Raw genomic sequence first — 20,860 nt, 5'->3', positions numbered from 1 at the left:
TCCAGTTTTAGCTGGAGTTTTTTTAGTGGTTATTGTCCAAGGACCTTTGCTTTATCGATTAATGCATTAATCCCTTTCCCAATCGTATATAAGGCTTTTTCAAGTCCACTTTTCAACTCAGGGGCATGCTCTTTGATCGTAGAGCTAATTTTCTTTGCATTATTATTCAATTCATGCCCTATGGCCTTCGCCTGATCATTGATACTCTCTTTAGTTGCCGCTTCACCTGCAAGCTGGGCGTTAATGGAGGTGACTTCAAAACTTTCATTAGGGAGATGGCGGATAGATTCCCGCATTATCTCTTTAAAAATAGGAACAACATTGGAAGAACTCGCACTTGGTAAGTAGTGCTGCCTGTCAGTTTGGTCATAGCCAATCCAGATGGCACCGACAAGGTTTGGCGTATAACCGACCATCCACTGATCCTTCGTTCCGTTAACCCCGCTGAACGGCAGCTGAGTGGAGCCTGTTTTTCCCGCAATTTGAACACCTTGGATATGAGCTTTCCTTGCAGTACCTGTCTCAACCACATTCAATAACATCGAGGTCATTTGATTCGCAACTGATTTGGAGGTTACCTTAGTTGTTTTTTCTTCCCGCTCGGCAATCACATTCCCAGTCGGACCGACGATTTTGGTAATCAAATGACTATCCTCTCGGACCCCATCATTAGCGAAAGCAGAAAAGGCATTAGCCATTTGTAATGGTGAAACCCCTTTACTCATCCCGCCAAGAGCAATTGCAAGGTTTTCGTCTTCTTTTTCAACCGGAATACCGAACCGCTTTAATGAATCTAAACCCTTATTTAGGCCAATCTCATGTAACAGCCAGACAGCCGGAACATTTAACGATTCTTCAAGGGCTTTATACAATGGTACTTCCCCTTGGAATGTTTTTGAAAAGTTTTCCGGTGTGTAGTTCCCAATGGTGGTTGGCTTGTCTTCAAGCACAGATGAATATTTATAGCCATTTTCTAAGGCAGGAGTATAGACTGCCAAAGGCTTAATGGAGGATCCCGGCTGGGCCTGCAATTGGGTGGCCCTGTTAAAGCCACGGAAAACATGCTCACCGCGGCCGCCGACGAGGGCGCGAACACCGCCTGATGCGGGGTCCATTAAAACCGATCCGCTTTGGACCATTTTTCCTCCCATACCGCTAGGGAACAGATAATTTTTGCTATAAACCTTTTCAAGCCCAGCTTGTAAATTTTGATCCATTTCTGTATAAATCCTGTAGCCTCTAGTTAAAATCTCGTCTTGTGTTAACCCGTATTTAGAAATGGCTTCATTTAAAACAGCATCGACATAATATGGGTAATTACGCTCAATATTGCTTCCGCCGCCATCACTAAGTTGTATCTTTTCTTTCTTCGCTGTATTGTACTGATCTGCCGTAATCATACCTTGTTCCTTCATCTTAGCTAAGACAACATTTCGGCGCTTCATCGCTAAATCATAGTTATTATAAGGATTAAGATAGTTTGGCGCGTGTAATAGGCCGGCCATCATAGCTGCTTCGCTGATGGTTACATCTTTAATATCCTTATTAAAATATTTTTTTGAGGCATTGCTGATCCCCCAAGCGCCGCCGCCAAAATAAACTTGATTTAAATACATTTGCAGAATCTCATCTTTTGTATAAACCTTTTCAATTTTTACGGCTAAAAATAGTTCTTCTGCTTTCCGTTTATAGGTTCTTTCAGGGGAGAGCAGGGCATTTTTAGCTAGCTGCTGTGTTAAAGTACTACCGCCGGCCGTAACCCTTCCAGCAAATATGTTCCCGAAAAGGGCACGGGCGATTCCTTTTATATCAAAGCCGCCATGTTCATAGAAACGCTCATCCTCTATCGCCACTACCGCGTTAGGGACATACTTAGGTACTTCATTAATAGATATGCCCTTCGTTCGATTGGTAGCTACATTGCTGGCGACCTCTCCATCTTTATCGTAAATAACCGTTGGCTGACTTAAGCCTTGTTTTAATTGGTCAACGTTGGCCCTTGATGCCAGCCAGCCAAAATAAGCAATCGTTACTAATACTACGAATAGAAGTAATAATAATAAAATTTGGGTTAAATGTCTTCTTTTCCAGAACCCGACAAGCATTCCCCAAATGGGCTGTAATTTTTCCATGCTATCTCCTAACTTTCAAAAGAAATTTTCGATTTCTTTATTATAGAATTTCTAGACGAAAAAGACCAATATTTAGCTAAAGGATGGGCATCTATGACATATGTGGACAACCATTCCATATCGTAAGCATATATTAATTAATAGAAAAAGAATAAGAAAGGGGTGGGGAGATTGATTAACTGGAAAGTCCGCTTTAAAAACCGGAATTGGGTGATTGCCTTTCTTTCACAGCTTATGATCGTAGCGGAACTGGTTTTATCTGGTTTACATTCAATGGGACTCGTTCATTTTCAATTAACGGATTCAATCCAAAATTCGATTTTAACATTAGTTAATGCAGTGTTTGTGTTGTTATCCTTGTTAGGGATTATCCAAGATCCGACAACCAAAGGATATAAGGACAGCGAGCAAGCGTTAAAATATAAAGAGCCAAAATAATCTAAAGGGAAATATAATTTTTAGCAAATTGTCTACAAGTTGGAAAAATTTTGATAAGATAAAATATATAGATTAATAGGAAGAAAATGACAGGAAAGGAGGCCCTTCTTGAATAAGTTTCTGAGTAAAGGATGAACTATTCAGCAGAGAGGGGGCATTAAAATGTCAGTCTGGTTTATGATTTCAGGGGCTTTCTTACTGATTATCTTTTTAGAGGAATCTATTTACTATGGTTGGAATCGGTATGTATATGGTAAAAACAACCAGATGAGAAGTAAATGGAAAAATCGCTTGTTTGTTGTATTGGGATTCTTTAAGCGAAAAAAATCAATCGATATCGAAACAAATCATCAAGAAAAGAGCTCAAGCTAAAGCTGGAGTTCTTTTCTTTTTGGGTCAATGTAAAAGCCTAAACATAAGTCAGTTGGTTTGTGACTCATTCTGTTTTTTCTTCTTTTTAAAGTAAGACTTAAGCAATCGAATGCAAAAGAAGAGGCCAAATAAAAACACAATCACGTATTCAGCGGGTTCCATTACTCGGAATGGGTTTAAGGCCTTCAAGATAAGCAAGTTTGGCGCTGTTCCCATAATAAAATCAAGGAGAATAATTAAGCCGAACATCCCTCCGGCTAATATAAAAACAACCATTATTGCTTTCAATTTGTTCACCCTCATTCCACGTTACGGATTAGTATTCAGAGTTTTAATAGTCCTTATACTCTGAATTCTAAAGTTTTTTGCAAAGATGGATATTGGTGTGTTTTTTGGGGAAAATACCCATTATCAATCTCTAGGAAATGGGGTGGAGACTTGTGTCAATCCTGTCACAAATTTTGAAAAAGAAACAACAGAAAAGACAGAATGATAATTATCGGCAAAAGCAAGATCCACTTAAGCCAGAGGAATTGCCAATTCTACGTGACTATAAAGAAAATATCGATAGGATAAAAGGAGAATTTGGTAATAGTTCTGATATTGTTATTCGCCTCATAAGTGTAAGCAATCATAAGGCTGCTTTGGCTTTTATCGATGGATTAGTAGATACAGCAAGCATAAGTGATTTTCTTTTAGAACCGTTTATGGAACAGGCTGTTATTCCTGAAAAAAAGGATATATTTCAATATCTTCTTGATAAAGCGGTTGCCTTAGGAAGTGTCCAGTCGATTGATAATTGGAATCAAGTATATGATTCAATGCTATCGGGAAATACAGTCATTTTTATAGATGGATGCAACAAAGCGATTAGTACTGAAACAAAGGGCTGGGAAAAGCGCTCCATAACAGAGCCAACAACACAGCTATCGATCAGGGGTCCAAAGGATTCCTTTACAGAAACACTAAGAACCAATACAGCGTTAATAAGAAGGCGGATTAAAAGTCCTAATTTATGGATAGAACCGATGAAAATAGGGACAGTTAGCCAAACGGATATTGCGATACTGTATATAAAAGGAATTGCCAACGATAAAATTGTTAATGAAATTAAAAAAAGATTACAACGAATCGATATAGATTCCATTATGGGATCGGGATATATTGAACAATTTATTGAAGATCAAACATGGACAACTTTTCCAACCACCTTTCATACAGAGAGACCAGATGTTGTCGCATCGCATCTACTTGAAGGTAGAATTTCCATTGTTGTGGATGGAACACCATTTGTCTTAACAGCGCCAGCCTTATTTGTGCAATTTTTTCAGGCTCCTGATGATTATTATTCCCGTTTTGATATCTCAACAGGAATTAGGCTCCTTAGGATTATTGCTTTTTTAATTGCCCTTATAGGTCCAGCCACTTATATTGCAGCTACAACGTTTCACCAGGAAATGATTCCGACGACAATGGCTATTGCCATTGCAGCACAACGGGAAAACGTTCCATTTCCTGCGTTTGTTGAAGCTCTTATTATGGAAATTACCTTTGAAATCTTAAGGGAGGCCGGGTTAAGACTTCCACGTGCGGTCGGTCAGGCCGTTTCAATTGTGGGTGCGCTTGTAATTGGGCAGGCCGCCGTACAAGCCGGTTTCGTTTCACCTGTAATGGTAATAGTGGTTTCGGTCACAGCAATCGCAAACTTCTCCACACCGATTTTTGCCATGGCAATCGCAGCAAGGTTAATTCGCTTTGTCTTGATGGGGTTAGCCACCATGTTGGGGTTTTATGGAATGATGCTTGGTCTTATGTTTATGGCGATTCATTTATGTTCACTGCGCTCTTTCGGTGTACCATACATGATGCCATTAGCACCATTTAATATTACTAATCAACAAGATGCCTTTGTGCGCTTTCCTCTTTGGGCATTAAAAAATAGACCTCCATTTATTAGTAAAGGAAATATGAAGAGGACTGGAGATAATCAAAAGCCTAGTCCCCCAAGTCCTGATGAGCAAAATAGTAATAAAGGTGATGAGTCATGAAAAAGAGCTTAATTATCTTAACCATGTTATTCATGCTTATGCCTTTGCTTAGTGGCTGCTGGAATCAAAAGGAATTAACAGACTTAGCCTTTGTAATGGCGTTAGGAATCGATAAAGGGAAGGATAAAAAGTTTAAGCTTTCCTTCCAACTGGTGAATCCTGGTAACGTAACAACAGGACAAGGCAGCGGTGGAGGTCAGGGTCTTCCGATTGCTGTTTATCGAAGTAGCGGGGACACAATAACAGAAGCTGCACGGAACGCAACCAAAAAGGTATCCCGGCGCCTTTATTACGCTCACACTAACGTTGTTGTCGTTAGTGAAAAAATCGCAAAAAAAGATCTACTATATATTTTGGATGCATTAGACCGAGATCCTGAATTTCGAACAACTACAGAAATGGTCATTGCCAGGGGCTGTACAGCAGAGGATATTGTAACAACCCTTACAATTCTCGATAGGCTTCCTGTTAACAAAATTACGAAACAGTTAAAAGCTTCACAAGCGATGCTGGGTGAGAATATGTCGGTAAGTATTGACGACTATCTTAGTGCTTTAGTCAGCAAGGGCAAACAGCCTTTTTTAAATGGTTATAGCTTAATTGGTATTAAATCAAAAGCAAGAAAAGCCGAGAATCTCCAAAAAACCACAACGGATGCCTTTCTTGCTTCCAATGGGTTAGCTATCTTTCATTATGGAAAATTTCGGGGCTGGGTCGATGATGACAAAGCCCGGGGGATCGTCTGGATTCAAAATAAACTCAAAAGTACCGATATTGTGATTCCGTGGAAAGAAAATAAAAAGGCTCTTGTTGTCGCACCAATCCGCTCCATAACAAAAGTTTCTGCTCACTTTGTCAATCAAAAGCCGGAAATAAATATTGCCATTAATAGTGAAGGATGGGTTAGTGAAGCCAACACTGTCATTGATTTAAACAATCCTGTGATTATCGAAAAAATAGATAAACTCGTCGAAAAGGAAATAAGCAAGCAAATTTTAGACTCGGTTCACGCCGCGCAAAAATTAAAATGTGATATTTTTGGATTTGGAGATAAAGTGCATATTACTAACCCTATTTTATGGAAGAAAATCCAAGGAAATTGGGATGAGGAATTTGCCTCATTAAAGGTCAATGTGACCACAGACTTTTATGTTCGCCGTGAAGGAATTCGGACACTGCCTTTTTGGTCTTCAATGGGAAAATAAGAACTGGCAAGGGGAGACGTCTATGGAAAACGCAAAAATTAAGGCCTACCAGCTGTTTGTGCTGGTTGTTCTTTTTGAAATGGGGAGTGCGATCCTCGTTGGCCTGGGAGCGGAGGCCAAGCAGGATGCCTGGATGTCTATTCTATTAGGTCTTGGAGGCGGGTTAGCGGTTTTTCTAATTTACTATCAATTATATAAATATTATCAGGACATTCCGCTAACCAGTTATGTTCAAAAAATCACAGGTAAATGGATTGGCCGTATTATTGGGGTTTCGTATATTATTTATTTCCTGTATTGTGCTGCCAGGGTACTGCGTGACTTTGGTGAATTATTAACTTCTACCATCTATACGACAACCCCTTTAATTGTCATTAATTGTTTGATGATCTTCACGATTATTTATGGTATTCATAAAGGTTTTGAAGTGATTGCACGGGTTGGAGAACTCTTTTTTCTTTTGGTGTATATGATGGCCCTTGTAGGCTTTGGTTTAATTATGTTTTCGGGATTAATTCATCCAGAAAATCTTCGTCCCGTCCTAGAGAATGGCTGGAAACCTGTGCTGAAAACTTTCCTAATGGAAACCATTAACTTTCCATTTGGAGAGATGATTGTCTTTACAATGGTACTCCCCTATTTAAATGATGCCAAAAAAGCAAAATGGGTATGCTTAGGTGGAATGGTCCTAAGTGGCATTAATATTACAATCACAGCTGTTATTAATGTGGCCGCATTGGGTGCTGATTTGTTTACTCGGGCTAATTTCCCATTATTATCAACAATCAGCAAAATCCAATTAGCCAATTTTATTGAACGGCTTGATGTTCTATTTATGCTCTATCTTGTCATTGGCGGTTTCTTTAAAATATCCATCTTTTTTTACGCGGCAGTTGTAGGAACAGCAGATATTTTTGGATTTAAAACTCACGGAAAACTCAGCTTTCCTATGGGGGCACTTGTATTATTTTCATCCATTACAATCGCATCCAATTATTCGGAGCATATAAAAGAAGGACTAAAAATTGTCCCAGTCTATTTACACTGGCCATTCCAAATTTTGATCCCCTCATTTTTATTAATCATTGCCTTTTTCAAAAACAGAGGAAAAAAGAAGAAAGAATCATAAAAAAACTGCCATTCGAATATTCACTTAAATGGCAGTTTTTTTAATTTATTTATTTATTTGTAATGGCATTCTTCGTGATTTCCTGCCTAATCGGTAAGGAGATGTCAACAGAAGTTCCTTGATTCTTTTGACTGTTAAAATGAATCATACCATTGTGAGCTTGAACAATTTTAAAGCTGACAGTTAATCCAAGACCCGTTCCTTTTTCTTTCGAAGAGTAGAATGGTTCACCAAGCTTCTCTATGCGTTCCTTCGAAATTCCACAGCCATGATCTTTCACCGAAATCATTACATGTTCACTTTTAGCAGAATGAATAACAATTTCAACTGTTCCGCCTTTTACAGATGCTTCAATCGCATTTTTAATAATATTAATAAATACTTGCTTCAATTGATTAGGTTCGCATTCAATGTAAATTTCCTCTTCCGGAAAAGTAGAGACAATTTGAACATTATAGTAAATGGCTTCAGTACTTAATAACGAGATAACATCACTTAAAAGCTTTTGAATATCTGCTGTGGAAAATTTAAGATGCTGCGGCTTGGCTAAAAGCAGCAGTTCCCCCACAATGTGATTAATCCGGTCTAATTCATCCATCATAATCCGATAGTAAAATTGATGTTTTTCATCTTCCATTTGTAAAAGCTGAACAAACCCTTTTAAAGAGGTAAGGGGATTACGAATCTCGTGTGCCACACTTGCGGAAAGTTCCCCAACAACAGACAGCTTTTCTGTTCTCCTTAGCCGTTCCTCCGCTTTTCTTAAGATGGTTACATCTCGTCCGTAACCAATAATTCCGGAGATGATCCCATTAACAATAATCGGCACAGAGGTACATTGAAGGGTTATTTCATTTCCATTCCCGTGAGGAATCTTAATTTCATACATAACTGGCTTCACTTCATCTGCCACTGATTGAATAAAATATGGCAGGAATTTTTTATATTTTTTTGGTAAAAGAGTCGAAACGTTTTGACCTATCACATCTTCCCGCTTGAATCCTGTAATTAAGTCAAAGTGTGGGTTTAAATTGGTAATAATTCCAGCTAAATCCAGCATATAAACAATATCCGGACTATATTCGAACAGTGATTTATATTGCTGTTGACTTTCTGCAAGTTGTTTGGCCATTTCCCTTTTTTCAGTGATATCACGACCGATCACAACCAACCCTTTACGGCTGTCATCAGGATTGAACAGAGGGACTTTAATAGTATCAAACGTCCTAAATTTCCCATCTGGCATGTGAAGAACTTCTTCCATTCGCGTTATGATTCGTTTCTTCCATGTCTCTTCATCAGATATTTCACAATACCTTAAGGCATCACTATGGAACTCGGAATAATCCGCTAACTCGGAGTCCTTCTTCCCGCGATAATCTACATGCTCAAGTCCGAACAATTTCAATCCAAATTCATTGGCCTCAATCCATCTGCCATCCCCATCCTTAAAGTTGACAAAATCAACCATAGCATTAATAAGGGTGGACAGCCGGTTTTGATCTTCAAGGGAATCTGTTAATTCCTGTTGTTTTCTGTAGGAAAAATAAATAAATAAACCTGTAACCATAATATAAAGAATTTCCTTTGTTCTCTCTACAGCCCAAATAAGGGGTGTAGGAACAAATTCTTCAATGAGATAATTTGTTCCATAAATCCAAATAATACTACTAATTATATAAAGGATAACGAGCTTTTTTTTATCCATACATTTCTCCAAATTCTTTCTAGGGAGATACATTCCTAGAATAATAGAAAACATTTCTACTATATAGTACTAGAAAATGTTCTTTTTTGGAATAATAAAAAGCTATGTACTATATTATGGAAGATTATTCGTTTTTCAGCGCATATTCTCTGACCATTTCTATTGAGACTAATTTCCGAGTAGGAATGATTCCCTGTTTAGCAAGGTCATTAATCTGATTTGTAACCATATTGATTTTTTCAGTTGTAAATGGTTTGCCTTCTCTGCATAATGTCACTGCTTCTTCTATATACATTTCTCTTAATTGATCAAGCGAAAGGAAATCGTTAATTTTCTTATTTTGTTTGTTAACATGTTCTGTAATTGCCTTATGTACACTCATCTTTTTCTACCCCTTTGTTTTCATTGATTTAGTAAACTCTTTTCCCAAGAATGAGTAAATCCCTTTCTACTCCATCTAACTCTGCTACATCTGGCAGATGAGCCCATTTTTCAAACCCAAAGCTCGTAAACAGTTTGATACTTGGTTCATTATGGCCAAAAATGAACCCTAGTAATGTCTTGATCCCAAGTTCAGGGCAGGTATCGATTGCCTTTTGGATCAAGAACTTGCCCAGTTTTTTACCGCGAAAATTGTGATGAATATAAATACTTACCTCTGCTGTCGCGTTATAGGCAGGTCTGCCATAAAACGATTGAAAGCTGACCCAGGCGCAAATTTCCCCGTTTGTTTCTACTACCCATAAGGGACGAAACACTGGTGAGTGATCATAGAACCACTGCAGCCTGCTTTCAACTGAAACAGGTTCTAAATCAGCTGTAACCATCCGGCCAGGAATAGTGGAGTTGTAAATATCAACTATGATTGGCATATCCTTTTTTTCTGCATCTCTTAATGTGAAATCTTCATACATGGGTATTGTCACTCCGTTGGTTAAGATGTAATTAGATTTTATGATATCGTTGAAACATTATCTTTTCAAGCCATTTAGAATAATAATTTCCGCAAAAAGAAAGACCCTTTTTCAAATGTGAAAAGGGTCTTTCTCCATTTGGCTGCACGATTCGTTATACAGACCAATTTCGTTTCGATGCCAAGACTTTATTACCAGCGATGGGCCTTAGCATTGCTCCTTAAGATGATTTGGTTTTGCGACACTCTAGTCTGACCGTTTACTTGTGCTTTCGTATGCTTTGGTCTCGTAAAAGTGTAGTGAAAAAGCTCCGACTGTGAATCTAACTGGTCTCTGTAGCTCATCAACAATCACCTCATCATAGGATTTGAAACGGATATTCAGAAGAATATCATCTTTATCATTTGTAAAAAAGGGAGGAAATAGTCAATAATCTTAAATGAATCAAAAAAGTTCTAAACGTTAAAATAAAAAGACAGTCAAAACATAAAAAGGATGAATTATAAATGAAGATGACAGGAAATACGATTTTGATTACGGGCGGGGCATCAGGCATTGGGTTTGCGTTTGCTGAGCGGTTTTTAGAGAGAGGCAATGAGGTGATTATTGTCGGCCGCCGTGAAGAAAAATTGCGTGAAGTTAAGGAGAGATTTCCGTCCATACATACAAAGGTTTGTGATGTTTCCAAACAGGACGAGAGAATCCGTTTGTTTGAATGGGCAACGAAAGAATTTCCTCAATTAAATGTAATTGTTAACAATGCCGGTATCCAACAGAGAATTAATCTCTTAAATGCGAAAGAAGATTGGGATTACTACCGCAATGAAATTTCGATTAATGTAGACGGTCCGATTCATTTAACGATGCTGTTTACACCTCATCTTGAAAAACAAGCACAGGCGGCGATACTAAATATCACGTCCGGATTAGCGGTGATGACCGGTGTTTGGGTGCCTGTTTATAGTGCAACAAAAGCTGCGCTTCATTCTTTTACCACATCACTACGCCATCAATTGGCAGAAACAAACATTGAGGTCATCGAAATCCTCCCTCCTGCTGTCAACACAGATTTAGGCGGAGTTGGTTTACATACCTTTGGTGCTCCGTTAACGGATTTTGCCGACACGATTTTTGCCGAGCTTGAAAAGGGGGAGGTTGAAATCGGCTATGGCGGCACAAAGGAACGACTTCAAGCGACAAGAGAAGAAATTATGCAGGGCATTAAAGGGGCATGGCAGAACTTTTTAAAAAATAACCCCAGCTTTCGCAGTTAAAAAATAGGATGACGTGTGCTTTAGGATGAAGAATGAATGTGAAACCGCTTCAAAAACAGTAATAAAGTGTTCACAAGATTATTCATTGGAATGATGTACAATGAATACATGAATTGGTTTGTGATTCGAATCACAAACCAAAATACAACGTGCAACACAAAAGAGGCGACTAAAAATGGCTCATTTATCTTTAAGCGCACTGCTGATCCGTTTCCTGTTAGGAGGACTAGCTGTTGTCGCTTGTACAATCGTTGCGAAAAAACTAGGAGATAAGGTTGGAGGAATCTTCGCAGCTTTCCCAGCTGTTTATTTAGCGGCACTACTGACGATTGGTTTAGATTTTCATGGTGGTCAGCTTATTTCTCATTCCATCATGTTATCACGAGGCGCTATTTTTGGAATGGCAATTAATATAGTAGTTGCTCTTCTTGCAGGATATCTCCTTCCTAAGGTTGGCTGGAAAAAAGGTATTGTGCAATCAATGGCTTGCTGGTTTGCTGTTTCCGTTATTGTCGTATTAATTACATCACATTAATTGAAAAGGGTGAGCAACATGAATAAACAAGATTTATTTATGCGTTTTTTACTCGGCGGGACAGCAGTTTCCTTAAGTTATCTAATTACAGTCGTTTCTCCATGGAAGATTCTCGCCGGTATCTTTGCTGCTTTTCCAGCTGTTATGCTGACAGCTGTTATAATGGTGGGTATCGCATCTGGAACGAAGAAAGCGACCAATATCGCCAGGGGTTCCGTTTATGGGATGATGGGGGGAATTATTTGTGTCATCACAGTCCTTCTATCTTTACAGGAAACTAGTAATTGGCTTTTTAGTATCAGCATTGGTTTAATTTCTTGGCTGGTAAGTTCTGTTGCTATATCAACCATACGCGAGCGGGCTACTAGAAAAGCAGTCCGCCAGGCATAGGTTCTCAGCTGTTTTAGCGGCTGAGGATTTTTTTTACAAAAAAGTTAGTAAATACTTGTATTATCTGAAATTTCCGAATAAAATTAAAGTGCACATACTAACCGGTAGGTATGTGTTGGGTTATTCTTGCATACTCTTTTATGGAGGAAAAAACTAGATTTCAAGATTAAGAATGGAGTGAAAAAGATGCATTTACGCCTAACCGATGAACAAAAAATGGTGCAAAAAACAATTAGAAGATTTGTAGAAAAAGAACTCATTCCACTTGAAAACGAAGTATTAAGAAACGAGCGAGAAGGAAGACCAAGTCTCCCTCCAGGCAAATTAAAAGAGCTGCAATTAAAGGCAAAGGAAGCAGGATTTTGGGGAATCAATACACCGGAGGAATATGGCGGCGCCGATCTTGGGCAGATGATGATGGCAATTGTCCTGATGGAAGTGTCTAAGACCTTTGTGCCATTTTCATTTGGAGGCTCAGCAGATAATATTCTCTACTATGGCAATGAAGAACAAAAACAAAAATATTTAATTCCAACAATAAATGGCGAGAAAAAATCCTGCTTTGCGATGACAGAGCCAGGGGCTGGTTCTGATACGAGAAATATCAAAATGACGGCGGTAAAAGACGGAAATGACTGGGTGCTAAATGGAGAGAAAACCTTCATAACTGGTGGAAACGAAGCCGATTTTGTTATGGTGATTGCAATTACCGATAAGGAGAGGCATCAAGCCACACAAGGCCGTGAAGGTGTGACTTGTTTCATTGCTGACCGGGATATGGGCTGGAAATCCGAGTATATACATACGATGGGTGATTGGGGTCCAGCCGGGTTAGTATTCGATAATGTTCGTGTTCCTGAGGAAAACATTCTAGGTGAATTACACAAAGGATACAATCTTGGGTTGGAATGGATTGGCTTTGCAAGATGGATCGTCGGGGCTAGAGCAGTGGGCTCTGCCGAACGCTTATTACAAATGGCGATTGATTATTCCAGAGAACGGATTACCTTTGGTAAACCGATTGCTGAACGGCAAGCCATTCAATGGCAAATTGCCGATTCTGCGGTTGAAATTGAGGCTGCCAGATGGCTTGTCTTGAACGCTGCGTTTACGCTCGACGAAGGTGAAGATAACCGGCATCTTGCATCCATGGCTAAATTATATGGTTCTAATATGGGCAATCGAGTGGTCGACCGGGTTCTGCAAATTCATGGCGGGATGGGGTATACAAAGGAATTGCCAATTGAACGTTGGTACCGTGAAGCAAGATTATGGAGAATTTACGACGGAACAGATGAAATTCAACGTATGATTATTGCCCGAAATTTAATCAAAGGTCATGTCAAGGTTGGTCAATACGTATAGAGAAAATGTAAGCGCTATCTATTAAACTTTTTAAAAATAGGAGGAAGAGGGATGGCAGGAAGATTTTCAGGACGAGTCGTATTTGTAACAGGTGGAAGCAGGGGGATTGGCAAAGGAATTGTCGAACTTTTTGCTGAAGAGGGCGCAAAAGTTGCATTAATTGATTTAAATGAAGAAGCATTGAATGAAACAACCAGTGAATTAAGAGAAAAAGGGTATGAAGTGTATTCAAAAGTTGCGAATGTAGTGGATGCTGAACAAGTAGAGAATGCTTTTAAAGAGGTTTATGAAACGTTTGGATCGGTGGATATTTTAGTCAATAACGCCGGGGTTATCCGAGATAATTTGTTATTTAAAATGACAGATTCCGATTGGCAAACGGTCATGGATGTCCATTTAAAAGGATCGTTTAATGCCGCACGTGCAGCGCAAAAATACATGGTTGAGCAAAAATATGGGCGGATTATCAATATTTCGTCTACTTCAGCGCTCGGCAATCGCGGCCAGGCCAATTATGCTGCTGCCAAAGCCGGCTTGCAAGGCTTTACCAAAACACTAGCCATTGAGTTAGGAAGATACGGCATCACCGCTAATTCCGTAGCACCGGGCTTTATTGAGACAGAAATGACGAAAGAAACAGCGGCAAGAATTGGGATCACATTTGATCAATTAGTTCAAGCGAGTGTAGCTCAGATTCCGGTGGGCAGAACTGGCAAACCTGCGGATATTGCCAATGCCGTAGCGTTCTTTGCAGATGAAAAATCTTCGTTTGTTAATGGCCAGGTGATTTATGTCGCTGGCGGACCAAAATGCTAATAAGGTGAGGTGAAGAGCTTTGTTTAACGACCAAATTGGTAAACAATCAAACAAAGTGAAAAATGCCGTGGAAAGAGGCGCTGTAAAAAAATTTGCGGAGGCAATCGGCGACCTTCATCCGATCTATTTTGATGAAGATACAGGCCGTCTTTCTCGCTATAGAAACAATATTGCACCGCCAACTTTCCCGCGGATATTTGATTATGGAACGATTGAAGGATTGAACCTGCCAAACAAAGGTTTAATTCATGGGGAACAAACCTTTCATTATAGCCGTCCATTAGTAGTGGGGGAAGTAGTGTACTGCTATTCCAAAGTGAAAAATTATTTTGAGAAAAAAGGGAACTTTGGGCAAATGGGATTCTTGGTGTTGGAAAGCTCTGGGGAAGATGAAGCAGGGAATGTCATTTTTAGTTCTACCTCAACTATTGTTATTTCTGAAGCAGTAAGGAAGGTGTTGGTAAAATGAGTACGCTGACACAATTACAAGTGGGTGAGTCACTTACTGAGGTGCAGCTTGAACCAGTCTCACGGATGGACCTAATTAAATATTCTGGAGCATCTGGCGATTTTAACCCGATTCATACCATTGATGATGAGGCGAAAAAGGCAAGACTGCCAGGGATTATCGCTCACGGCATGTGGACAATGGGCAACTTGGCAAAGCTGTTTACTGCTTACTATGAAGAAGGATTTGTCCAAGATTACTCGATTCGGTTTAAAGGGATGGTATTTTTAAACGATGTGGTGACATTAAGGGCGACTCTGAAAGAAAAGCAGGACCAAAATCTCCGTTTTGACGTTCAAGCGGTGAACCAGCAGGGGAATGAAGTTTTAAAAGGTGAAGTAATCTATCACCAATATTAAAAGCATCCATGAAATAAAACCCAGCATAAAGAATCTCCTTTTTTCATGCTGGGTTTGTTTCTATCAGCGTAGAGGATGAGTGCATATCCTTACATAAACCAGATGATGACCAAACCATATTGGTAGGTGTCAACTTTTGAATTTTGAGTTAGATGAAGACATTCTTTTTTTCAAAAATAACGTCAGGGAGTTTATCCAAACAGAAGTAGAGGCCGTGGCCAGGAAATTGTCGGAAGGTTGGCTGTTGAGTATTCGAAAAATTTCCATTATGATGTGGGTAGGCACATACTGACTAGTAGGTATGTTGAGGAGGGAAAACCATGAATTTTAGTTATTCTGATAAGGTCCAAGAGCTTCAGGAAAAGCTGACAGGCTTTATGGATGCATATATTTATCCAAATGAAAAGTTCTATCATGAGCAAATCGATAAAAGTGACCCTTTTTCCCAAATACCTCCGATTATGGAGGAGCTTAAAGAAAAGGCGAAACAGCACGGATTATGGAATTTATTTTTACCAGAAAGTGAATATGGGGCAGGTTTGACTAACTTGGAATACGCGCCGCTTTGTGAAATTATGGGACGTTCCGCGATTGCCCCGGAAGTCTTCAATTGTGCCGCCCCTGACACTGGAAATATGGAGGTCCTTGTCCGTTATGGGACCCAAGCCCATAAAGAACAATGGCTCAAGCCGCTTCTAGACGGAGAAATCCGTTCCTGTTTTTCGATGACAGAACCCGATGTTGCTTCCTCTGATGCGACTAATATTCAAGCAAGTATTGTCAGAGATGGTGATGAGTATGTCATTAATGGAACAAAGTGGTGGTCTTCTGGTGCAGGAGATCCCCGCTGTAAGATTGCCATAGTGATGGGGAAAAATGATCCTTCCGCTCCGACCCATGAACAACAATCTATGATTCTAGTTCCTTTAGATACTCCTGGAGTGACAATCAAACGGATTTTACCTGTGTTTGGATATGATCACGCGCCACATGGTCATGCGGAAATTGAATATAAAAATGTTCGTGTTCCAGCTTCTAATATGCTTTGGGGAGAAGGAAAGGGCTTTGCGATTGCACAGGGAAGGTTAGGACCGGGAAGAATCCATCACTGTATGAGAACGATAGGTGCAGCGGAACGTGCGTTAGAAGAATTGTGTAAGCGTGTTCAAAGTAGAGTGGCGTTTGGAAAAAGGCTTTCCGATCAGGGGGTTATCCAAGAATGGATTGCTGAGGCCAGGATTGATATTGAACAGGCCCGCTTGCTCACGCTGAAAGCAGCCTACATGATGGATACAGTTGGGAATAAGGAAGCAAAAGCAGAGATTGCCATGATTAAAGTGGTGGCTCCTAATATGGCATTGAAAATAATTGACCGTGCGATTCAAGCCTTTGGTGCAGCCGGAGTAAGTGAGGATACACCGCTTGCCGCCAGCTGGGCGAATATCCGTACACTAAGACTAGCGGATGGTCCTGATGAGGTTCACAAGCGGGCAATTGCCAGATACGAGCTAAAAAAATATCGATAAAGGGGGAATAACTAGTGCATGTAAAACAACTGTTCGATTTAAGTGGTAAGGTGGCGATTGTAACAGGCGGCGGCAGGGGGCTTGGCCAGCAAATTGCCGAGGGGTTTGCAGAGGCAGGGGCCAATGTTGTGGTCTGCTCGCGTAAGGTGGAAGCTTGTGAGGAAGTTAGTAAAGAGTTAAAAAAGCTTGGTGTTGAAAGTCTCGCGTTAAAATGTGATGTTTCTAATCCAGAAGATGTTAGAAATGTGGTTGAGAGGACCGTTGAAAAATTTGGCCGGATCGATATTCTAGTCAACAACAGCGGAGCATCCTGGGGGGCACCAGTTGAGGAAATGCCGCTCGAGGCCTGGCAAAAGGTGATAAATGTCAATGTGACGGGCACATTCTTGATGTCGCAGGCGGCAGGGAAAGTGATGCTGGAACAACAGTCCGGAAAAATCATTAATATTGCCTCGGTTGCCGGTTTAAAGGGAAGCAACCCTAAGGTGATGAATGCAATTGGCTATAACGCCAGTAAAGGGGCAGTTATTACGTTTACGAAGGATTTAGCGGTAAAGTGGGGACCAAAAGGAATCTACGTGAATGCCATTGCGCCAGGATTTTTCCCGACGAAGATGTCCAAAGGGCTCCTGGATATAGGTGGGGAAGCTATTCTTGAAGGGACGCCGCTGCGAAAGTTTGGCTCGGATACAGATATGAAAGGGGTAGCATTGTTTTTAGCATCGCCTGCATCCGATTTTGTGACCGGTGATGTTCTAGTGGTGGATGGCGGAGCGCATGCGATGTAATTTGCGGATAGGCTGAGGCAACTTGCGGAATGTCGGCTTTAATTCGCGGATAAGGAGAGCCAACTTGCGGATAATCGGCTTTAATTTGCATTTAGCCAGAGCCAGTTTGCGATAGCTTAACTCAACTTGCGTAAGAAGATTCAATAAAAAAAGAGAGACAAAATTGAGCGAAAAATAGAGAAAACGGTATTAGGAGGTCGCTTAGAAAAGGTTCACAAAACATTCTGGGCGGAGGTCAAAAACAACTTATTTAGAGGGGGAGATCAACTAAATGAAAAGAGACGCAGTCATTGTTTCGGTTGTCAGGACCGCAATTGGCAGACAGGGCGGCGCCTTAGCTAGTGTGCCTGCCCATGTGTTAGGGGCGGAAGCAATCAAGGAAGCGGTTAAAAGAGCAAATATAAACCCAAAAATTGTTGATGATGTCATTTTTGGCAACGTCCTCTCCGGCGGAGGCAATATTGCTAGATTAACAGCTTTACAAACAGGACTATCAATCGATTTATCGGGGTTAACCGTTGATAGACAGTGTGGTTCAGGAATCAATGCCATCAATCTTGCTGTCCAAGCCATTCGTGCCGGGGACGGGGATGTATACATTGCCGGGGGAACTGAGAGCATGAGCAGGGCGCCGTATTTAATGGACCGCCCGGAAAAACCATATAGTCCGCTGCCGCCAAGCTTTCGTAAATCGCAGCTGTCACCTACAGAAATAGGCGACCCGCCAATGGGAATCACTGCCGAAAACCTCGTCAAAAAATATGGAATTACCAGAGAAGAACAAGATGACTTCGCCTGCCAGAGCCAACAGCGGATGGCGCGGGCCATGGCCGAGGGACGCTTCGATGAACAAATTGTTCCGATTACCATTCCGGTCAAAAAGGGTGAGCCGATTGTTTTTAAAACAGACGAACACCCTAGACCGCAAACAACCATAGATGCGTTAGCAAAATTGCCGCCTGCATTTTTAAAAGATGGAACCGTGACAGCGGGCAATAGCTCAGGCTTAAATGATGCAGCCTCTGCGCTTGTGATCATGTCCAGGGAAAAAGCGGAAGAATTAAAGCTTACACCACTGGCCGTGGTCCGTGACTATGCAGTAGCAGGTGTAGACCCAAACATTATGGGGATTGGTCCGGTACCAGCTGTGAAAAAAGTCATGAAAAAATCTGGTCTCACTTTAGCTGAAATGGATCTAATCGAAATCAATGAAGCCTTCGCCGCCCAGGTATTGGCCTGCAACCGAGAGCTAGAAATGGATCTGGAAAAGGTCAATGTGAACGGTGGAGCCATTGCCCACGGACACCCGCTTGGGGCTACAGGTGCAATCCTTGTTACAAAAGCGGTCTACGAGTTGCAGCGGTCCGGCGGACGATTTGCTTTAATCACAGCTTGTATCGGCGGCGGGCAGGGTATCGCCACCATAATTGAACGAGAATAGACATTCAGATCATTTAGAAATAGTCATCATAACACTGGGCAAAAGGACATGATCGGTTTTCCAAGGTGTCCGAATATAAAATTGTCGAGATTTTCGTCAATATGATTCTTAATGGCATTTCTAAAGATGATAGCGTTTACAACTTAAAACAAGGAGCGGTGTTCATGGTAACTCTTCATTATCCTTTTTGGCCCAAACTCTCTAAATCTTTAAAAGTACCTTCTACTTCGCTGTACGATAACCTCAAAGTTAGTGCCAATCGTTATCCAGATCAGGATGCGTGTTTTTACTATGGCAATAAAATCACCTATGAGCAGTTGGATAAAGAAGTTAATGCCCTCGCAGGATACTTAGAATATAAGCTAGGCGTCCAAGCTGGGGATAAAGTATTGCTTTTTATGCAAAACTCACCGCAATTTGTGATAGGTTTTTACGCAATCCTTAGAGCCAACGCTGTCGTGGTTCCCATTAATCCAATGCTGGTAGCAGATGAGCTCGAATTTTATGTGCGAGATTGCGAGATTAAGACCGCGCTTGCGGGCCAGGAATTATATGACAGGGTCGCTCCACTGTTAGGTAAAACCACTTTAAAAAATTTAGTTATCGCTGCTTATTCCGATTATGCCGGTTCTGGGTTTGAAGGATTACTGCCAAAGGAAGTGGAAGCGCCAAGGGTTAATTTCACTCAGACCGGACACTGTTTATGGAATCAGGCTATTGCTGCAGATTTAACCCCTTCAGAACACACAGCCAAAGGGGACGACCTTGCCTGTCTCCCTTATACATCCGGAACAACGGGTCTGCCCAAGGGATGCATGCATACGAACCGGACGGTGAATGCCAACACAGTTGGAGCGTACCACTGGTCTTCCTCTACACCAAATGCCGTTCATCTCATGACACTGCCGCTCTTCCATGTAACGGGCATGGTTCATAGTATGCACATGCCGATTTTCAGCGGAAGTACAATGGTCATTTTAACGAGATGGAACCGTGATGCTGCGGTAGAGTTGATTAAAAATCTAGGCTGTACTCACTGGGTTACGATAGCGACCATGATCGTTGATTTCCTCACGAATCCTAATTTGAAGAAGGAAGATATTGCTACTTTAACCTTGATCTCAGGAGGGGGAGCGGCTTTACCGGAAGCAGTTGGCGAAAAATTATTTAAGCTGTCAGGATTACGTTTTGTAGAAGGATATGGACTTTCCGAAACAATCGCCCAAACCCATTTCAACCCACCAGACCGTCCAAAAATGCAATGCCTTGGCATTCCATCCTTTAACGTGGATGCTAGAGTGATTGAACCAGTTACAGGAAAAGAACTGGGTGTAGGCGAAATCGGTGAAATTATTGCCAACGGCCCTCAAGTAATGGTCGGCTACTATAATCGGGATGATGAAAATAGAAATTCATTTATTGAGATCGACGGGAAAACGTTTTTTAGAACAGGCGATATTGGCCGATATGACGAAGAAGGATATTTCTTCATTGTCGACCGGGTCAAACGAATGATTAATGCTTCCGGCTTTAAAGTTTGGCCAACCGAAGTAGAATCTTACCTTTATAAACATCCGGCGATTCAACAAGCATGTGTTGTGGGTGTCCTTGATCCTAGAAGAGGTGAAACCGTCAAAGCATTTGTCATTTTAAATGAAGGCTTCGAAGGGAAAATCAGTGAGGATGAAATTATCGAATGGGCCAAGCAGCATATGGCCGCTTATAAATACCCAAGGCAGATTGAATTCAGAAAGCAATTCCCGATGACCTCAAGCGGAAAAATCCTCTGGCGCACCCTTCAAGAAGAGGAGAAAGTGAAGGCGCAGAACTAAGATGATACATGAGGAGCAGCATCCGTAGATATGCTCCTCATAATTAGGCTCTTTACGACATAGAATTAGCTGCACATGCT

Annotated in this window: 22 protein-coding genes; 16 read left to right on the top strand and 6 right to left on the bottom strand. The window is 40.9% G+C overall.

Annotation, left to right across the window (positions count from 1 at the left end; genetic code table 11):
- Nucleotides 1-29: 29 nt before the first annotated feature.
- Nucleotides 30-2,132 (bottom strand): transglycosylase domain-containing protein, encoded by a 2,103-nt coding sequence (locus COD92_RS15080; protein ID WP_098531620.1) that lies wholly within the window; start codon nt 2,130-2,132, stop codon nt 30-32.
- 171 nt (nt 2,133-2,303) lie between these two features.
- On the opposite strand from COD92_RS15080, the gene COD92_RS15075 reads away from it, so the two are divergent.
- Together COD92_RS15075 and COD92_RS15070 are read left to right on the top strand one after the other, a co-directional pair.
- Nucleotides 2,304-2,570, top strand: a complete 267-nt coding sequence (locus COD92_RS15075; RefSeq protein ID WP_098531619.1) for a phage holin — start codon at nt 2,304-2,306, stop codon at nt 2,568-2,570.
- Between the two features lie 162 nt (nt 2,571-2,732).
- Nucleotides 2,733-2,942 carry a hypothetical protein gene (locus COD92_RS15070; RefSeq protein WP_098531618.1) on the top strand — a complete coding sequence of 70 codons (210 nt, stop codon included), beginning with the start codon at nt 2,733-2,735 and terminating at the stop codon, nt 2,940-2,942.
- Nucleotides 2,943-2,990: 48 nt separating this feature from the next.
- Here the strand turns inward: COD92_RS15070 and COD92_RS15065 are convergent, their stop codons facing one another.
- Nucleotides 2,991-3,230 (bottom strand): YczF family membrane protein, encoded by a 240-nt coding sequence (locus COD92_RS15065; protein ID WP_098531617.1) that lies wholly within the window; start codon nt 3,228-3,230, stop codon nt 2,991-2,993.
- Nucleotides 3,231-3,388: 158 nt separating this feature from the next.
- On the opposite strand from COD92_RS15065, the gene COD92_RS15060 reads away from it, so the two are divergent.
- Genes COD92_RS15060 through COD92_RS15050 form a run of 3 tightly spaced genes read left to right on the top strand, consistent with a single transcriptional unit; the run spans nt 3,389 to nt 7,324 of the window.
- Nucleotides 3,389-4,990: a spore germination protein gene (locus tag COD92_RS15060; RefSeq protein WP_483295678.1), complete on the top strand. Its 1,602-nt coding sequence runs from the start codon at nt 3,389-3,391 to the stop codon at nt 4,988-4,990.
- Entirely contained in the window at nt 4,987-6,195 is a 1,209-nt protein-coding gene (locus tag COD92_RS15055; RefSeq protein WP_098531615.1) for a Ger(x)C family spore germination protein, read from the top strand. The genes COD92_RS15060 and COD92_RS15055 overlap by 4 nt, the downstream gene beginning before the upstream one ends.
- Before the next feature lie 22 nt (nt 6,196-6,217).
- Nucleotides 6,218-7,324 carry a GerAB/ArcD/ProY family transporter gene (locus COD92_RS15050; RefSeq protein WP_098531614.1) on the top strand — a complete coding sequence of 369 codons (1,107 nt, stop codon included), beginning with the start codon at nt 6,218-6,220 and terminating at the stop codon, nt 7,322-7,324.
- A 49-nt stretch (nt 7,325-7,373) separates the two neighbouring features.
- On the opposite strand, the gene COD92_RS15045 is transcribed toward COD92_RS15050, so the two are convergent.
- From COD92_RS15045 to COD92_RS15030, 4 genes are all read right to left on the bottom strand, one after another.
- A complete protein-coding gene (locus COD92_RS15045; RefSeq protein WP_098531613.1) occupies nt 7,374-9,032 on the bottom strand; it encodes a PAS domain-containing sensor histidine kinase in 1,659 nt (552 codons plus the stop codon).
- 124 nt (nt 9,033-9,156) lie between these two features.
- Nucleotides 9,157-9,414 (bottom strand): YpbS family protein, encoded by a 258-nt coding sequence (locus COD92_RS15040; protein ID WP_098531612.1) that lies wholly within the window; start codon nt 9,412-9,414, stop codon nt 9,157-9,159.
- A 28-nt stretch (nt 9,415-9,442) separates the two neighbouring features.
- Nucleotides 9,443-9,946, bottom strand: coding sequence for a GNAT family N-acetyltransferase (locus COD92_RS15035; protein ID WP_098531611.1), 504 nt, complete (start codon nt 9,944-9,946; stop codon nt 9,443-9,445).
- A gap of 191 nt (nt 9,947-10,137) precedes the next feature.
- Entirely contained in the window at nt 10,138-10,290 is a 153-nt protein-coding gene (locus tag COD92_RS15030) for a YpzG family protein (protein ID WP_098531610.1), read from the bottom strand.
- A 162-nt stretch (nt 10,291-10,452) separates the two neighbouring features.
- Here COD92_RS15030 and COD92_RS15025 point away from each other — a divergent pair, with 162 nt between their 5' ends.
- The 11 genes from COD92_RS15025 (at nt 10,453) to COD92_RS14975 (ending at nt 20,780) form a co-directional block, all read left to right on the top strand.
- Nucleotides 10,453-11,220 carry an SDR family oxidoreductase gene (locus COD92_RS15025; RefSeq protein WP_098531609.1) on the top strand — a complete coding sequence of 256 codons (768 nt, stop codon included), beginning with the start codon at nt 10,453-10,455 and terminating at the stop codon, nt 11,218-11,220.
- A gap of 175 nt (nt 11,221-11,395) precedes the next feature.
- On the top strand, nt 11,396-11,755 hold the full coding sequence (locus COD92_RS15020) for a DUF3147 family protein (protein WP_098531608.1): 360 nt from the start codon (nt 11,396-11,398) through the stop codon (nt 11,753-11,755).
- 18 nt (nt 11,756-11,773) lie between these two features.
- On the top strand, nt 11,774-12,145 hold the full coding sequence (locus tag COD92_RS15015) for a DUF3147 family protein (RefSeq protein ID WP_098531607.1): 372 nt from the start codon (nt 11,774-11,776) through the stop codon (nt 12,143-12,145).
- 186 nt (nt 12,146-12,331) lie between these two features.
- Nucleotides 12,332-13,510 (top strand): acyl-CoA dehydrogenase family protein, encoded by a 1,179-nt coding sequence (locus COD92_RS15010; RefSeq protein WP_098531606.1) that lies wholly within the window; start codon nt 12,332-12,334, stop codon nt 13,508-13,510.
- A gap of 51 nt (nt 13,511-13,561) precedes the next feature.
- A complete protein-coding gene (fabG, locus tag COD92_RS15005; RefSeq protein WP_098531605.1) occupies nt 13,562-14,326 on the top strand; it encodes a 3-oxoacyl-ACP reductase FabG in 765 nt (254 codons plus the stop codon).
- A gap of 19 nt (nt 14,327-14,345) precedes the next feature.
- A complete protein-coding gene (locus tag COD92_RS15000) occupies nt 14,346-14,795 on the top strand; it encodes a MaoC family dehydratase N-terminal domain-containing protein (protein ID WP_098531604.1) in 450 nt (149 codons plus the stop codon).
- On the top strand, nt 14,792-15,193 hold the full coding sequence (locus tag COD92_RS14995) for a MaoC/PaaZ C-terminal domain-containing protein (RefSeq protein ID WP_098531603.1): 402 nt from the start codon (nt 14,792-14,794) through the stop codon (nt 15,191-15,193). Before COD92_RS15000 ends, COD92_RS14995 begins: the two co-directional genes overlap by 4 nt.
- A 320-nt stretch (nt 15,194-15,513) precedes the next feature.
- Complete coding sequence (locus COD92_RS14990; protein WP_098531602.1) at nt 15,514-16,719, top strand: acyl-CoA dehydrogenase; 1,206 nt, start codon at nt 15,514-15,516, stop codon at nt 16,717-16,719.
- A gap of 14 nt (nt 16,720-16,733) precedes the next feature.
- Nucleotides 16,734-17,507 carry an SDR family oxidoreductase gene (locus tag COD92_RS14985; protein ID WP_098531601.1) on the top strand — a complete coding sequence of 258 codons (774 nt, stop codon included), beginning with the start codon at nt 16,734-16,736 and terminating at the stop codon, nt 17,505-17,507.
- A gap of 271 nt (nt 17,508-17,778) precedes the next feature.
- The gene (locus tag COD92_RS14980) at nt 17,779-18,948 is read left to right on the top strand and encodes a thiolase family protein (RefSeq protein ID WP_098531600.1); all 1,170 of its coding nucleotides are present in this window, start codon (nt 17,779-17,781) and stop codon (nt 18,946-18,948) included.
- Between the two features lie 164 nt (nt 18,949-19,112).
- On the top strand, nt 19,113-20,780 hold the full coding sequence (locus COD92_RS14975) for a long-chain fatty acid--CoA ligase (protein WP_098531599.1): 1,668 nt from the start codon (nt 19,113-19,115) through the stop codon (nt 20,778-20,780).
- Nucleotides 20,781-20,860: the final 80 nt, after the last annotated feature.

This window comes from Bacillus sp. AFS037270 (assembly GCF_002585305.1).
This window is presented reverse-complemented; position numbering and strand designations above follow the sequence as displayed.